The 15,116-nt window shown below is 72.8% G+C and carries 13 protein-coding genes; 7 read left to right on the top strand and 6 right to left on the bottom strand.

The window, feature by feature from the left end:
* Positions 1–95: 95 nt before the first annotated feature.
* A complete protein-coding gene (locus JOE61_RS15870) occupies positions 96–581 on the top strand; it encodes a SigE family RNA polymerase sigma factor (protein WP_193667125.1) in 486 nt (161 codons plus the stop codon).
* Positions 581–1,570 carry a hypothetical protein gene (locus JOE61_RS15865; protein WP_193667124.1) on the top strand — a complete coding sequence of 330 codons (990 nt, stop codon included), beginning with the start codon at positions 581–583 and terminating at the stop codon, positions 1,568–1,570. Before JOE61_RS15870 ends, JOE61_RS15865 begins: the two co-directional genes overlap by 1 nt.
* 218 nt (positions 1,571–1,788) lie before the next feature.
* Here JOE61_RS15865 and JOE61_RS15860 read toward each other — a convergent pair whose 3' ends face one another.
* On the bottom strand, positions 1,789–2,739 hold the full coding sequence (locus tag JOE61_RS15860; RefSeq protein ID WP_193667123.1) for a response regulator transcription factor: 951 nt from the start codon (positions 2,737–2,739) through the stop codon (positions 1,789–1,791).
* A gap of 71 nt (positions 2,740–2,810) precedes the next feature.
* On the bottom strand, positions 2,811–3,797 hold the full coding sequence (locus JOE61_RS15855; RefSeq protein WP_193667122.1) for a glycoside hydrolase family 6 protein: 987 nt from the start codon (positions 3,795–3,797) through the stop codon (positions 2,811–2,813).
* Between the two features lie 53 nt (positions 3,798–3,850).
* Here JOE61_RS15855 and JOE61_RS15850 point away from each other — a divergent pair, with 53 nt between their 5' ends.
* Complete coding sequence (locus JOE61_RS15850) at positions 3,851–4,483, top strand: Maf family protein (RefSeq protein ID WP_193667121.1); 633 nt, start codon at positions 3,851–3,853, stop codon at positions 4,481–4,483.
* Here the strand turns inward: JOE61_RS15850 and JOE61_RS15845 are convergent.
* From JOE61_RS15845 to JOE61_RS15830, 4 genes are read right to left on the bottom strand one after another with little or no spacing between them, the layout of a single operon-like run.
* Complete coding sequence (locus JOE61_RS15845) at positions 4,404–4,982, bottom strand: GtrA family protein (RefSeq protein ID WP_193667120.1); 579 nt, start codon at positions 4,980–4,982, stop codon at positions 4,404–4,406. The genes JOE61_RS15850 and JOE61_RS15845 overlap by 80 nt on opposite strands.
* A gap of 21 nt (positions 4,983–5,003) precedes the next feature.
* Positions 5,004–6,185, bottom strand: a complete 1,182-nt coding sequence (locus JOE61_RS15840) for an acyl-CoA dehydrogenase family protein (protein ID WP_193667119.1) — start codon at positions 6,183–6,185, stop codon at positions 5,004–5,006.
* Positions 6,186–6,217: 32 nt separating this feature from the next.
* Complete coding sequence (locus JOE61_RS15835; RefSeq protein WP_193667118.1) at positions 6,218–6,376, bottom strand: MFS transporter small subunit; 159 nt, start codon at positions 6,374–6,376, stop codon at positions 6,218–6,220.
* On the bottom strand, positions 6,373–7,764 hold the full coding sequence (locus JOE61_RS15830; protein ID WP_307823052.1) for an OFA family MFS transporter: 1,392 nt from the start codon (positions 7,762–7,764) through the stop codon (positions 6,373–6,375). Before JOE61_RS15830 ends, JOE61_RS15835 begins: the two co-directional genes overlap by 4 nt.
* 166 nt (positions 7,765–7,930) lie before the next feature.
* On the opposite strand from JOE61_RS15830, the gene JOE61_RS15825 reads away from it, so the two are divergent.
* Genes JOE61_RS15825 through JOE61_RS15810 form a run of 4 tightly spaced genes read left to right on the top strand, consistent with a single transcriptional unit; the run spans position 7,931 to position 15,114 of the window.
* On the top strand, positions 7,931–9,721 hold the full coding sequence (locus tag JOE61_RS15825; RefSeq protein ID WP_193667116.1) for an acetyl/propionyl/methylcrotonyl-CoA carboxylase subunit alpha: 1,791 nt from the start codon (positions 7,931–7,933) through the stop codon (positions 9,719–9,721).
* A gap of 56 nt (positions 9,722–9,777) precedes the next feature.
* Complete coding sequence (locus JOE61_RS15820) at positions 9,778–10,209, top strand: PH domain-containing protein (RefSeq protein ID WP_193667115.1); 432 nt, start codon at positions 9,778–9,780, stop codon at positions 10,207–10,209.
* A gap of 13 nt (positions 10,210–10,222) precedes the next feature.
* Positions 10,223–11,671: a PH domain-containing protein gene (locus tag JOE61_RS15815; protein ID WP_193667114.1), complete on the top strand. Its 1,449-nt coding sequence runs from the start codon at positions 10,223–10,225 to the stop codon at positions 11,669–11,671.
* 56 nt (positions 11,672–11,727) lie between these two features.
* Positions 11,728–15,114 (top strand): pyruvate carboxylase, encoded by a 3,387-nt coding sequence (locus JOE61_RS15810; RefSeq protein WP_193667113.1) that lies wholly within the window; start codon positions 11,728–11,730, stop codon positions 15,112–15,114.
* Positions 15,115–15,116: the final 2 nt, after the last annotated feature.

The following is a 15,116-nucleotide window of genomic DNA, read 5'->3' as shown; positions in this document are numbered from 1 at the left end:
CCGTCCTCAACAACTGATCCCCGAACATCTCAACGTTGTAGGTCTCGCCGGCGTTGACTATGGGACGGGACTGTGGACGCAGCAGGAAGGTTGACGTGAGCAGGGACTTCGAGGAATTCGTGGAGGCGGAGACGCCCCGGTTGCTCGGGCTCGCTCATGCGCTTGCTGGCAACCCGCACGACGCCTGGGATCTGGTTCAGGAGTCGCTGACACGGGTCGGTGTGCGGTGGAGGCGACTGGCGTCGGACAACCCCGGCGGCTATGCGCGGACCACGCTGGTGCGGCTCAACATCGACAGGGCTCGTCGCTCGCGGCGCGAGGTGCTGCCTGGTGCGGTTCCCGACCGCCAGGCCCCCGTGGAGATCGTCGACCCGGTCGACCCGTGGCTCATCGACGCGCTCAACACGCTGACTCCTCAGCAGCGGACAGCGGTGGTGCTGCGGGTGCTGGAGGACCTCGACTACGACGGGCTCGCTGAGCAGCTCGGTTGCTCCATCGGCACTGCACGTAGTCATCTTTCGCGCGGGCTGTCCCGGATGCGAGCACGCGCCGAAGCGCGCGAGGAAGTGGGAGGGACTTGATGAACCAGACACCGGAGGACGACCTGCACGACGCCCTGCGTCGGATGTCGGGGTCCCTACGACCGACGGTTCACGCTCCACGCGCCATCCATGCCCGCGTACGGCGGGCCCGCCGACGACGCGCGTTCGGCACCGCCTTCGGCGTGGCAGGTCTCGTGGTGGCGATCGCGGTGGGGAGCCAGTCGTTGGCAGGCTCCGGCCCCACACCACGTCCGGTGCAGCCGCGGCCGGCGACCGCCGCACCGTCACCGCAGGACCAGCTGTTCGAGTGCCCCACCGAGAACCGGGTCTTCACCGAGACCACCACGATCGCCGACCTCGAGACTCAACAGCAGGTCCTACGTCGACTCACCACGCTCAGCTCGGTGCAGGTGCGCCACGCCGCGCCCAGTCCCCTGGGGGTGGTGGCCCTCGTCGTAGATGACAGCGGGGACCCGGATTCTTACGCCGACCCCGCCGTGGTGGCGGAGCTGCGGGAAGTCGGCGTGGCCCACGTCTTCGAATGGGACCCCACGGCGGCGACAGCGGGGGTCGACGCCGACGGACAGGTCCGCCAGGTCCTGCAATGGCTGCTTCAGCCAGCGCTCAACGACGTCCGGAGCGCAACCCGAGACCTGTCAGGCGCCGCCGGGATCGCCCTCTGGCAGGACGCAGGCGCTGTTCTGCTTCAGTGGAAGGCCCCGGCACCCCAAGAAGTGCTCGCGCTCAACGGAACACGGCCCGACGGAGTCACAGTCATCGTCGAGTCAGTCGACTACTCGCGGCTGGACATCCAACGTGCGCAGCGGCAGCTGCAGGGTGTGCTGCGCGAGTACGGGCATCGCGATCGCTGGTCCTCGAGCTACGGCTGCGGCGACGGCTCAGGTCTGATCGTAGGAATGGCGCCGCCGCTGCCGGACCGGGGCGACCTCCAGACGATCCTCAGCGACGCGCTCGACCTTCCGGTCATGGTCGTCCCGGAAGATCGAACGCGCCTGACGGACTCATGACTCGCTAGCCGCCCCGTGCGAGGCATGAGCGGATGGCGGTTGGGCCGGTGGGCATCTGTGCCAGATTTCAGGCATGCGCAGCCAGTAGCGGTGCTCACGTTCGTGCTCATCGCGTGGGGATGGAACTACCTTCGAGCCCGCCAGCACCAGCCAGATCGCCTAGCGAATCGCGGACCGAGCCCGCGCCTCTCGCACTGGCGACCAGTCCCGCGGGACCCTCAGGTCGCCTCGGCCAGCCGGTAGCCGACGCCGCGCACGGTCTCGACGAAGCGCGGGTTGGTGCTGTCGTCACCGATCTTGCGGCGCAGGTTGGCGATGTGCACCTCGACGGAGCGCTTGTCGGCCTCGTTGACGAAGTAGGACGTCACGTACTGCTGCCCGCGCATCGTCAGCACCAGGTCGGCCTTGGAGCGCACCCGTCGCCCGGTGCTGAGCAGCGAGGCGAGCAGGTCGAACTCGGTGCGGGTCAGCTCGACGCCGGTCCCGCCCACGGTGACGCTGCGGGTCTCGTTGTTGAGCGCGAGGCCGTTGAAGCGCACCCACGAGCCGTCGGCTGCCGGACCGGCCTGCTCCGGCGGGTGCGGCTGGGCGACGGCGTGCAGGTGGCTGACGGGCTCAGGGGGCTCGACCGGGGGCGGCGGCGCCGCGTGGCGGGGCGCCGGCGGGGTCGCCTGCCGCGGGGGCAGGGACTGCTCCTGCAGGTCACGGGCCGCCTGGGCGGCCCACGACTCCGGCTCGCGCGCCGGCGCCGGGGTCTCGGGCGCAGCGGCGGGCGGCACCGGCTGCTCGACTCGCTCGCGCGGGCGGCGCAGCATCGAGTCGGCGCGCGCCCGCAGCTCGCGGGGCCGGAACGGCTTGACCAGGTAGTCGTCGGCGCCGGCCTCGAAGCCCTGCACCACGTCGATCTCGTCGGCCAGCGCCGTGATCATGATCAGGTAGGTGTTGCTGAACTCTCGCAGGCGCTTCGCGACCGCGAAGCCGTCCATCCCCGGCATGTTGACGTCGAGGGTGGTGATGAGCGGATCGTGGCGGCGCACCGCCTCCACCCCGGAGGGTCCGTCCTCGGCCAGGACCGTCTGGAAGCCGGACTGGGTGAGCACGATGTCGATGAGGTCGCGGACGTCCGGGTCGTCCTCGACGATCACCGCGGTCCACGCGTCCGCTGTCATGGCCGAAGACTAACAACGGGCCCCCTCACCCTCCACGGAGTCCCTCCCAGTCCCACCTGGGGGCGGCCCACCTAGGTCCCCGGGTCCCCCGCCAGGCGCCAGGCGCCCTCCGGCCAGAACTCGCCCGCCGGCGGTCCGCCGGCGCAGGTCCCGTCGGACTCCCCCGGCGGCTTGACCCACACGAAGGCGTCGAGGCCGGTGCCGTCGTCGACGAAGCCGGGACGCTGCCCGAGCGTGGCCCCCGCCGGGTTGCACCAGTCCTCGCTGGCCCCGCTGCCGTTGCGGCCGCGGTCGATCAGCCAGTGCTGCTCGCCGGGCACGAGCTCGTCGAGCGTCTCGGCGTAGGCGCGCTCGTCGTCGTCGCGCTGGAAGTTCGACACGTTCGTCGCGAAGCCGCGGACCCGCTCGACCCCGACCTCCTCGAGCAGCCGCGCCATCGACCGCGCGCCCACCCAGTCGGAGTGGCCCGCGTCGACGTACGTCGTCACCCCGGACCGGGCGAGCAGCCCGACCGCCGTCGCGATCTGCTCGACCCGGTCGGCGCGGCGTCCGCACTCCTGGGCGGTGGCCAGGGCGTCGGGCTCGAGCACGACGACCGCCGGCCCGGGGGCCAGCTCGAGCGCGGTGGCGATCTCGCCGACCCAGGTCGGGTAGTCCTCCGGCGAGAGGCCACCGGCGGAGAGCAGGCCGGCGCAGTCGCGCTCGGGCACGCCGTAGACGACCAGGAGCGGGACCTCGTCGAGCTCGTCGGCGCCGGTCACCAGGGCGGTGACGTAGTCACCGACCACGCCCACCGGGTGCTGCTCGGGGGTCAACCAGATGCCCGAGGGCACCGAGGCCAGCTCCTCGAAGAGCTCGGCGCGCGCGACGTCGCCGTCGGCGCGCGCCTGGGCCGCGGCCGCGACCGCCTTGGCCCCGGGGTCGACGTACTGCCCCCGCTCGGCCAGCTGGTTGCTCTCCTGCGGTCCGGGGCCGCCGAGCCTGCTCAGCACCAGCGCCGCGGCCGCCACGACCGCGACCAGGGCGACGACCAGCAGCAGGGGACGGGGCGCGCGCACGGTGCCAGTGTGCCAAGGCACCCTCGCGGACCCGCGCCGTAGGGTGGCGCACCGTGACCGCGCCCACCCCCCGCCCCGCCCCCGTGCTCGTCCTCGGCTCCGCCTCTCCAGCCCGCCTGGCCACCCTGCGCAGCGCCGGCGTGGAGCCGGTGGTCGTCGTCTCGGGCGTCGACGAGTCGCAGGTCGGCGACCTCGCCCCGGTCGACGTCGCCGGCGCGCTGGCCGGGCTCAAGGCCGCGGCCGTGGTGGGCCGCCCGGAGGTGCCGGCCGCGGCCCTGGTGCTGGGCTGCGACTCGGTCCTCGAGCTCGACGGCCGGGCGCTGGGCAAGCCCAGCGGCGCCCCGGAGGCGGTCGAGCGCTGGCGGGCGATGCGCGGACGCACGGGCGTGCTGCACAGCGGCCACAGCCTGCACGACACCGCCACCGGCCGGGTCGCGGAGGCGACGGTCTCGACGACCGTGCACTTCGCCGACGTCTCCGACGCCGAGATCGAGGCCTACGTCGCCACCGGCGAGCCGCTGCACGTCGCGGGGGCGTTCACCATCGACGGCCTCGGCGGGGCGTTCGTGAGCGGGATCGAGGGTGACCACCACAACGTGGTGGGCCTCAGCCTGCCCCGCCTCCGACTGCTGGTGGCGGAGCTGGGCCACTCGTGGACGGGTCTCTGGGGACCCGCGCCTGGCTGACCGGCGCCCCGGGGTCGACCGCCCTGGCCCGCTCGGCCGGGTAGATGTCGCCGAGGTTGATCGGGCGGCGGAAGACCAGGCTGCGGAAGAGCCAGAAGCGCGCGGCGACGCCGAGGGCCAGCCCGATCACGTTGGCGGAGATGTTGTCGCTGATCGGGTCGTCGAGCCCGAGCAGGTCACGGCTGACGTAGAGGCAGAGCACGGGGAGGGTCATGGTCGCGACGTTGATGGCCACGAACGCCGAGCGGCCGCCGTCGGCGTGCCGCGTCGGCCGGTCGCGGAAGGCCCACATCCGGGTGCCGCGGTAGCTGATCACCATGCCCACGGTGTTGGCCAGCACGTAGGCCAGGATCGGCCGGTCGTCGAGGAGCGCGTGGTCGCCGGTGTTGAAGCCGTGCACCAACAGGTTGAAGAGCACCAGCGCCACGATCGTGGCCAGGCCGCCGACGGCCAGGAAGCGTCCGGCCTCGCCGATGAGACGCTGTCGGCGGGCACCCATGCGGCCCAGGCTATCGGCCCCTCACTCGACGGGCAGGCCCAGACCCCGTGCGATGAGCATCCGCTGCACCTCCGAGGTGCCCTCCCCGATCTCGAGCACCTTGGCGTCGCGGTAGAAGCGGGCCACCGGGTACTCCTCCATGAAGCCGTACCCGCCGAAGACCTGGGTGGCGATGCGGGTGGCGGTGACCGCCGACTCGGTGGAGTAGAGCTTGGCGACCGCGGCGGCCTGCTTGAACTCCCGGTAGGGCGCTCCCGCGTCCTTGAGCGCCGCCGCGCGGTAGGTGAGCATCCGGCTGGCGTGCAGCATCACCTCGAGGTCGGCGATCTGGAAGGCCACGCCCTGCTTGCGCCCGATCGGGCCGCCGAAGGTCTGACGCTCGCCGGCGTAGGCCAGGCTCATGTCGAGGCAGGCCTGGATGCAGCCCACCGAGAGCGCCGAGATGGCCACCCGGCCGTCGTCGAGCGTGGCCAGGAACTGCGCGTAGCCGCGACCCTGCTGGCCCAGCAGGTTCTCGGCCGGCACCCGGCAGGACTCGAAGCTGAGCGGATGCGTGTCGGAGGCGTGCCAGCCGAGCTTGTCGTAGGCCTTCTCGGCTGTGAAGCCGGGCGTGCCGGCCGGCACCATGATCGTGGAGATCTCGGGCCGCCCGTCCTCGCGGGTGCCGGTGCGGGCGGTGACGGTGACCAGGGAGGTGATCTCGGAGCCCGAGTTGGTGATGAACTGCTTGGACCCGTCGAGGACCCACTCCCCACCGTCGAGCACCGCCTTGGTGCGGGTGGCCCCGGCGTCGGAGCCGGCCCCGGGCTCGGTGAGCCCGAAGCCCGCGAGCCGCTCGCCGGCGACCAGGTCGGGCAGCCACTGCTTCTTCTGCTCCTCGGTGCCGTAGGTGAGCAGCGGGTTGATGCCCAGGCCCACGCCGGCCTGCAGGGTGATGCCCATCGACTGGTCGACGCGACCGATCTCCTCGATCGCCACGCACAGGCTCGTGAAGTCGCCGTCCTCACCGGCGCCCCCGAACTCCTCGGGAGCGGTGAGGCCGAAGAGGCCCATCGCGCCCATCTTGCGCACCACGTCGACCGGGAAGTGGTGGTCACGGTCCCACTGCGCGGCGTGTGGCGCGATCTCGGCGGCGGCGAACTCGCGCACGCTGGCGCGGAACTCCTCGTGCTCGCGGGACAGCTCGAAACCGGTGCTCGTCATGAGCGCCATGCTACCCACGTGGTTAACGATTGTTAACCCGAGAAGAGGTTGGCCGCCCGGCGCAGCGTCTCCACCAGGCCGTAGGCCAGCGGGATGCCCACCAGGCCCCACGACACCGCGATGCTCACGGTGTGGTTCTCGGAGTGGCCCTGTGCCTGGTTCTGGGCGTGGTCCTGCTTCTGCTCGCTCATGCGTCGCTCGTCTCCTTGTCGGTGCGGGTCTCGGGCTCGTGGTACTTCTCGGCCACCGGGCGGATCGCCAGGTTGGCCAGGAAGCCGACCACGAGCACGCCGACCATGGTCAGCAGCGCCGGGCGGTAGTCGCCGGACACCAGCTTGCCCGGCTCGCCCTGGGCGTCGAGGAAGGCGTTGATGATCAGCGGGCCCGCCACGCCCGCCGCCGACCAGGCGGTCAGCAGGCGGCCGTGGATGGCGCCGACCTGGAAGGTGCCGAACAGGTCGCGCAGGTAGGCCGGGACCGTCGCGAAGCCGCCTCCGTAGAAGCTGATGATGACGCCGGCCAGGGCCACGAACAGCACGATGGAGCCCGAGCCGCCCAGCGCCAGCGCGAGGTAGAGGGCCACGCCGACCCCGAGGTAGACCATGTAGATCGGCTTGCGGCCCACCTTGTCGGAGGTCGAGGACCACACGAAGCGCCCGGCCATGTTGCAGATCGAGAGCACCCCCACGAAGCCGCCGGCCGCAGCGGCGCTCACCGTGGAGGAGCCGCCCTCGCGGAAGAAGTCCTGGATCATCGGCGAGGCCTGCTCGAGGATGCCGATGCCGGCGGTGACGTTGCAGAAGAGCACCGTCCACAGCAGCCAGAACTGCGGGGTGCGGATCGCGGTGTTCGCCGAGACCGAGGCGTCGGTGACCATCTTCTGCTGCTTCTTCTCCGAGGGGTCGTAGCCCTCGGGCGCCCAGTCGTCGGCCGGCACCCGCACGATCAGGGCACCGAACAGCATGAAGGCCAGGTAGACCAGCCCCAGGGTCACGAACAGCGCGGCGACGGCGCCGCCGCTGGCCACCGAGCCCGGGTCGGAGGAGTCGTAGCCGGAGTCGTAGAGCGCCATCAGCCGCCCGCTCGCCGGGCTCGCCACCATCGCGCCGCCACCGAAGCCCATGATCGCCATGCCGGTGGCCAGGCCCGGGCGGTCGGGGAACCACTTGATCAGCGTCGAGACCGGCGAGATGTAGCCGATGCCCAGGCCGATGCCGCCGAGCACGCCGTAGCCCAGGTAGACCAGCCACAGCTGGCCGGCGCTGATGCCCAGCGCGGCCACCAGGAAGCCCGAGGACCAGAAGAGCGCGGCGACGACCATCGCGGCCCGCGGACCGTTGCGGTCGACCCAGGTGCCGAAGAGCGCGGCCGAGAGGCCCAGCATCACGATCGCCAGCGAGAACACGAAGCCGACCTGGGTCAGGGTCGTGTCGAAGTGCTGGACCAGCGCGCTCTTGTAGACGCTGGTGGCGTAGACCTGACCGATGGACAGGTGCACCGCCAGCGCGGCAGGCGGGATCAGCCAGCGGGAGTAGCCGGGGCGGGCGACGATGCGCTCGCGGGAGAGGACGTCCAGCACGGGGGGCCTCCGAGTTCGTGGGTGGACGGACCCCGCATGACTATCGTCCGCACGGTGCCCCGCATCACACCCCTGTGGCTGAGTCCACGTCGCGAGGCACCGGTCACGCCGGTCCCGGCTACCCCTAGACTCCGGGACACCGTGCCGTCGTGAGTCAGGAGCCAGGGTGTCGCAAGTCAAGCCGTTGCAGAAGGTCCTCATCGCCAACCGTGGCGAGATCGCGGTCCGGGTCATCCGGGCCTGCAAGGACGCCGGCATCGGCAGCGTCGCCGTGTACGCCGAGCCCGACCGCGACGCGATCTTCGTGCGGATGGCCGACGAGGCGCACTCCCTGGGCGGCGCGACGCCGGCCGACTCCTACCTCGACATCGCCAAGATCATCGCCGTGGCCCAGAAGGCGGGCGCCGACTCGGTGCACCCCGGCTACGGCTTCCTGGCCGAGAACGCCGACTTCGCCCAGGCCGTCATGGACGCCGGGCTGACCTGGATCGGCCCGCCCCCCGCGGCCATCGAGGCGCTGGGCGACAAGGCCAAGGCCAAGCACATCGCCGACAAGGCCCAGGCGCCGCTCGCGCCGGGCACCAAGGACCCCGTCGCCGACGCCGACGAGGTCGTGGCCTTCGCCAAGGAGGCCGGCCTGCCGGTGGCCATCAAGGCCGTCTTCGGCGGTGGCGGTCGTGGCCTCAAGGTGGCCCGCACCCTCGAGGAGATCCCCGACGCCTTCGAGTCGGCGGTCCGCGAGGCGGTCAGCGCGTTCGGCCGCGGCGAGTGCCTGGTCGAGAAGTTCCTCGACAAGCCGCGCCACGTCGAGACCCAGTGCCTGGCCGACCAGCACGGCAACGTCGTGGTGGTCTCCACCCGCGACTGCTCCCTGCAGCGCCGCAACCAGAAGCTGGTCGAGGAGGCCCCCGCGCCGTTCCTCAGCGACGAGCAGCTCGACGAGCTCTACGAGTCCTCCAAGCGCATCCTGCGCGAGGCCGGCTACTACGGCGCCGGCACCTGCGAGTTCCTGGTCGCCCAGGACGGCACCATCTCCTTCCTCGAGGTCAACACCCGTCTCCAGGTCGAGCACTGCGTCTCCGAGGAGGTCACCGGCATCGACCTGGTGCGCGAGATGTTCCGCATCGCCGCCGGCGAGGAGCTCGGCTACGACGACCCCGAGATCCGCGGGCACTCCATCGAGTTCCGCATCAACGCCGAGGACGGCGGGCGCAACTTCATGCCCGCGCCCGGCACCCTGTCGGCGTGGTCCCCGCCGCAGGGCCCCGGCGTCCGCGTCGACGGCGGCTACGAGAACGGCCAGACCGTCCCGGGATCCTTCGACTCCCTCATCGCCAAGCTGATCGTCACCGGCCGCGACCGCACCCAGGCCATCGAGCGCTCGCGCCGGGCCCTGGAGGAGTTCGTGGTCGACGGCATGCCGACCGTCATCCCCTTCCACCGCGCGGTGCTCACCGACCCGGCGTACGTCGGCGCCTCGAACCCGAGCGGCGAGGGATCCTTCGACGTCTACACGCAGTGGATCGAGACCGAGTTCGACAACCAGATCGAGCCCTACTCGGGCGACTCGGCCGAGGCCGAGGAGCCCGAGGAGCGCCAGACCGTGGTCGTCGAGGTCGGCGGCAAGCGCCTCGAGGTCGTCGTGCCCGCGGGCATCGGCGGTCTCGGCGGCGGTGCGTCCGCCGGCGCGGCCAAGAAGCCCAAGCGGGCCAAGGGCAAGAAGTCCGGTGCGGCCGCCAGTGGCGACGCCGTGACCAGCCCGATGCAGGGCACCGTGGTCAAGGTCGTCGTCGAGGAGGGCCAGGAGGTCGCCGAGGGCGAGACCGTCGTGGTCATCGAGGCGATGAAGATGGAGCAGCCCCTCAAGGCGCACAAGGCGGGCACGGTGACCGGGCTGAAGGCCGAGGTGGGCGTGACCGTCACCAACGGCGAGGTCATCTGCGAGCTGAAGGGCTGATCGCCACGACCGGCCTGCGCCCGCCGCTGCACCGGCTCCACCCGCGGGCCCGCACGATGTGGGTCACCACCGCGACGATCGAGGCCGTCGCCCTGGTGGCCCTCGTCGTCGTGCTCGGTCCGGTCCTGGGCCTCTTCGACCTGCGCTGGTGGATGATCACGCCGCTGGTGCTGCTCGACGCGACGTACGTCGCCGTGGTGCCCGCGTGGCGCTACCGGGTGCACCGCTGGGAGGTCACCGAGACGGCCGTCTACACCCAGACCGGCTGGTGGTCGCGCGAGCGCCGGGTGGCCCCGATGTCGCGGATCCAGACGGTCGACTGGAACCAGGGCCCGGTGGAACGGCTCTTCGGGCTGGCCAACGTCACCGTCACGACCGCCTCGGCCGCCGGGGCGCTCTCGGTGGCGGGCCTCGACCGGCGCACCGCCGAGCAGCTGGTCGCCGAGCTGACCGAGAAGGCCGACGCGGTCGCCGGGGACGCGACGTGAGCGAGGGCCGGCGGTGAGCGCGGACTGGCAGCGCCTGGACCGCCGGATGCTGCTGGTCCACCCGGTGCGCGAGGTGCTGCGCTTCATGCCGGTCCTCATCGGCGTGGCGGTCTTCGGCTCCACCTCCGGCGGCGGCTTCGGCCTGCGCTGGGAGCTGCTGGGCGTGCTGGTCCCGGTCGCGCTGGGCGTGCTGCGCTACCTGACGACCGCGTACCGGATCCACGACGGACGCGTCGAGCTGCGTCGCGGGCTGCTGCAGCGCCACCTGCTGGCCGCCCGGCTCGACCGGGTCCGCACCGTCGACACCTCGGCCTCGTTGATCCAGCGGGTCCTCGACCTGGCCACCGTGCGCATCGGCACCGGCGCCAGCGAGCAGGACCTCGACCTCGACGGGCTGCGCGCCGGCCCGGCCCGCGAGCTGCGCGCCCAGCTGCTGCGCGAGAGCGCGGCCGCGCCCACCGACGAGCCAGCCGGGCCCGCGGCCGAGGCCGGCTTCGAGGCAGAGGCCACGCCGGCACGCCCGGTGCTGCGCCTCGACCCGACCTGGAGCCGCTACGCACCCCTGACGAGCGCCGGGCTGGCGATCGCCGGTGCGCTGCTGACGGCGCTGACCCAGCTCCCCCTGCCCCTCGACGCGGGCGACCTCGCGGTGGCCGGTGTCGCCATGGTGGTCGCGGCGCTGCTGGCGCTGGCGGTCGCGGTCTCGGTGCTGGCCGTCGGCGGCTACCTGGTCGCCAACTGGGGCCTGACGCTGACCCACGAGCACGGCAGCTGGCACCTGCGCCGCGGCCTGACCACCACCCGCGAGACCAGCGTCGACGACGCCCGCCTGGCCGGGGTCTCCATCGCCCAGCCGGTCAACCTGCGCCTGGCCGGCGCCGCCCGGCTCTCCAGCATCGTCACCGGCCTGCAGGGCGAGGGCCAGTCGCAGATGGAGCTGGTGCCGCCGGCCCCGCGCGCCGTCGTCGTCGGGGTGGCCGGCGAGGTGCTGGGCGACCACGCCCCGGCCGCCGCGCCGCTGCGGCCCCACGGCCCCGCCGCCGTACGACGCCGCTGGGTGCGGGCGCTGGTGCCCGCGCTGGCCGTCACCGTGGCGGCGGTGGTCGTCGTCGCGCAGACCGGGATCGGCGCGTGGCTGCTGGGGGTGGCGGTGCTGGCGCCCGTCGCCGGCGCGCTGCTGGCGCTGGACCGCTCCCGCACCCTGGGCCACGCCCTGCTCGGCGGTCGCCTGGTCGCGCAGAGCGGCAGCCTGACCTGCCGGCGCGACGTGCTGGGCGTCGAGCACGTCATCGGCTGGAACCTGCAGGACTCGTGGTTCCAGCGCCGGGCGGGGCTGACCACGCTGGTGGCCACCACGGCCGGTGGACGGCAGCGGGTCGTGGTGCCCGACGTGCCCGAGGGCGTGGCGGTCGAGCTCGCCGCTGCGGCCACGCCCGACCTGCTGGCCCAGTTCCGTGGCTGAGTTCCGCGCCTGAGACACCCCGACGCCCGGGCCCGGGTCTCGATAGGTTGCGGGGCATGTTCTCCAAGGTGCTGGTGGCCAACCGGGGCGAGATCGCGGTGCGTGCGTTCCGCGCCGCCTACGAGCTCGGGGCGCGCACCGTCGCGGTCTTCCCCCACGAGGACCGCTGGTCCGAGCACCGGCTCAAGGCCGACGAGGCCTACGAGATCGGCGAGCGCGGCCACCCGGTGCGCGCCTACCTCGACCCCCAGGCGATCGTCGACGTCGCGGTGCGAGCGGGTGCCGACGCGGTCTACCCCGGCTACGGCTTCCTCTCCGAGAACCCCGGCCTGGCCGAGGCCTGCGCCGCGGCCGGCATCACCTTCGTCGGCCCCACCAGCGAGGTCCTCGAGCTGACCGGCAACAAGGCCCGGGCGATCGCCGCGGCCAAGGCCGCCGGCGTGCCGACGCTGGCCTCCGTCGAGCCGTCCACCGACGTCGACTCCCTGGTGGCCGCCGCCGAGGAGCTGCCCTACCCGCTCTTCGTCAAGGCCGTGGCCGGTGGTGGCGGGCGCGGCATGCGCCGCGTCGACGACCCCGACAAGCTGCGCGAGGCGGTCGAGACCTGCATGCGCGAGGGCGAGGCCGCCTTCGGCGACCCGACCGTCTTCATCGAGCAGGCCGTGGTCGAGCCCCGCCACATCGAGGTGCAGGTGCTGGCCGACGGCGCCGGCGACGTGGTGCACCTCTTCGAGCGCGACTGCTCGGTGCAGCGGCGCCACCAGAAGGTCATCGAGATCGCCCCGGCGCCCAACCTCGACCCCGAGCTGCGCGAGCGGATGTGCGCCGACGCCGTGCGCTTCGCCCGCGAGATCGGCTACCGCAACGCCGGCACCGTGGAGTTCCTCCTCGACCCCGACGGGAACTATTGCTTCATCGAGATGAACCCGCGCATCCAGGTCGAGCACACGGTCACCGAGGAGGTCACCGACGTCGACCTGGTGCAGGCCCAGCTGCGCATCGCCTCGGGCGAGACCCTGGCCGACCTGGGGCTCTCGCAGGACACGCTGGTGCTGCGCGGCGCCGCCCTGCAGTGCCGGATCACCACCGAGGACCCCTCCAACGGCTTCCGCCCCGACACCGGCCAGATCACCACCTACCGCTCCCCCGGCGGCGGCGGGGTGCGTCTCGACGGCGGCACCGTCTACACCGGCGCCGAGGTCTCGGCGCACTTCGACTCGATGCTGGCCAAGCTCACCTGCCGGGGCCGGACCTTCGACAAGGCCGTCGAGAAGGCGCGGCGGGCCGTGGCCGAGTTCCGCATCCGCGGCGTGGCCACCAACATCCCCTTCCTGCAGGCCGTGCTCGACGACCCCGACTTCGCGGCCGGACGGGTCACCACCTCCTTCATCGAGACCCACCCCGAGCTGCTCTCGGCGCGCGGCTCGGGCGACCGCGGCACCAAGCTGCTGACCTACCTCGCCGAGGTGACCGTCAACCAGCCGCACGGCCCGGCCCCGGTCAGCCTCGACCCGGCCGTCAAGCTGCCGCCGACCGACCTCGCGGTGCCGGCGCCCGACGGCAGCCGCCAGGCGCTGCTGCGCCTGGGCCCCGAGGGCTTCGCGCGGGCGCTGCGCGAGCAGCGCGAGGTGGCCGTCACCGACACCACCTTCCGCGACGCCCACCAGTCGCTGCTGGCCACCCGGGTGCGCACCCGCGACCTGCTCACCGTGGCGCCCCACGTCGCCCGCACCACCCCCGAGCTGTGGTCGCTGGAGTGCTGGGGCGGGGCGACGTACGACGTCGCGCTGCGCTTCCTCTCCGAGGACCCCTGGGAGCGCCTGGCCCAGCTGCGCCAGGCGGTGCCCAACGTGTGCCTGCAGATGCTGCTGCGCGGGCGCAACACCGTGGGCTACACGCCGTACCCCACGTCGGTCACCGACGCGTTCGTGGCGGAGGCGGCGACGACCGGGCTCGACGTCTTCCGCATCTTCGACGCCCTCAACGACGTCGAGCAGATGCGCCCGGCGATCGACGCGGTGCGCGCCACCGGCACGGCCGTGGCCGAGGTGGCGCTGTGCTACACCGGCGACCTCTCCGACCCCGGCGAGCAGCTCTACACCCTCGACTACTACCTGCGCCTGGCCGAGCGGATCGTCGACGCCGGAGCGCACGTGCTGGCGATCAAGGACATGGCCGGGCTGCTGCGGGCCCCGGCGGCGCGCACCCTGGTCACCGCCCTGCGCGAGCGCTTCGACCTGCCGGTGCACCTGCACACCCACGACACCACCGGTGGCCAGCTGGCCACCCTGACCGCCGCGATCGACGCGGGGGTCGACGCCGTCGACGCGGCCACCGCGTCGATGGCCGGCACCACCTCGCAGCCCTCGCTGGCCGCGCTGGTCGCGGCCACCGACCACTCCGAGCGCCCCACCGGCCTGTCCCTGGCCGCGGTCAACGCCCTGGAGCCCTACTGGGAGGCGACCCGCCGCGTCTACGCGCCCTTCGAGTCGGGGCTCAGCGCCCCGACCGGTCGGGTCTACCGCCACGAGATCCCCGGCGGCCAGCTCTCCAACCTGCGCCAGCAGGCGATCGCGCTCGGCCTGGGCGAGAAGTTCGAGCAGGTCGAGGACATGTACGCCGCCGCCAACGACATCCTCGGCAACGTGCCCAAGGTGACCCCGTCGTCGAAGGTGATCGGCGACCTGGCGCTGTCGCTGGTCGGCCTGGGCGCCGACCCCGCGGAGTTCGCGGCCGACCCCGGCTCCTACGACATCCCCGACTCGGTCATCGGCTTCCTCAACGGCGAGCTCGGCGACCCGCCGGGCGGCTGGCCCGAGCCGTTCCGCACCCGGGCGCTCGAGGGCCGGTCGTGGACGCCGCCGGCCGAGGAGCTCTCGCCCGAGGACGCCGAGCGGCTGGCGGGCTCCTCCGCGCAGCGCCGCCGCGCGCTCAACGAGCTGCTCTTCCCCGGCCCGACGACGAGCTACCTGGAGTCGTGCGAGACCTACGGCGACGTGTCGGTGCTCTCGACCATGGACTACCTCTACGGCCTGCGCCAGGGCGAGGAGCACGAGGTCGAGCTCGACGAGGGCAAGACCCTGCTGCTGGGCGTGCAGTCGATCAGCGAGCCCGACGAGCGCGGCTACCGCACGGTGATGGCGCTGCTCAACGGCCAGATGCGGCCCGTGAGCGTGCGCGACACCTCGGTGGCCTCTGAGGTCGCGGCCGCCGAGAAGGCTGACCCGGGCGTGCCCGGCCAGGTCGCCGCCCCGTTCCAGGGGGTCGTCACGGTGGTGGTCGAGCAGGGCCAGCAGGTGGCCGCCGGCGAGACGCTGGCCACGATCGAGGCGATGAAGATGGAGGCCGCGATCACCGCCCCGGTCGCCGGCACGGTCGAGCGGGTGGCGCTGGGCGGCACCCAGGCCGTCGAGGGCGGCGACCTGGTGGTCGTGCTGGCCTGAGC

Origin of the sequence: Nocardioides salarius (assembly GCF_016907435.1) — a bacterium.
Lineage (GTDB): Bacteria > Actinomycetota > Actinomycetes > Propionibacteriales > Nocardioidaceae > Nocardioides > Nocardioides salarius.
This window is presented reverse-complemented; position numbering and strand designations above follow the sequence as displayed.

Coding starts and splice junctions, on each gene's coding strand:
- JOE61_RS15865 (WP_193667124.1), top strand. CDS start 581: ATGAACCAGACACCGGAGGACGACCTGCACGACGCCCTGCGTCGGATG.
- JOE61_RS15835 (WP_193667118.1), bottom strand. CDS start 6,376: ATGAGCGAGCAGAAGCAGGACCACGCCCAGAACCAGGCACAGGGCCAC.
- JOE61_RS15845 (WP_193667120.1), bottom strand. CDS start 4,982: ATGGGTGCCCGCCGACAGCGTCTCATCGGCGAGGCCGGACGCTTCCTG.
- JOE61_RS15820 (WP_193667115.1), top strand. CDS start 9,778: ATGTGGGTCACCACCGCGACGATCGAGGCCGTCGCCCTGGTGGCCCTC.
- JOE61_RS15810 (WP_193667113.1), top strand. CDS start 11,728: ATGTTCTCCAAGGTGCTGGTGGCCAACCGGGGCGAGATCGCGGTGCGT.
- JOE61_RS15840 (WP_193667119.1), bottom strand. CDS start 6,185: ATGACGAGCACCGGTTTCGAGCTGTCCCGCGAGCACGAGGAGTTCCGC.
- JOE61_RS15860 (WP_193667123.1), bottom strand. CDS start 2,739: ATGACAGCGGACGCGTGGACCGCGGTGATCGTCGAGGACGACCCGGAC.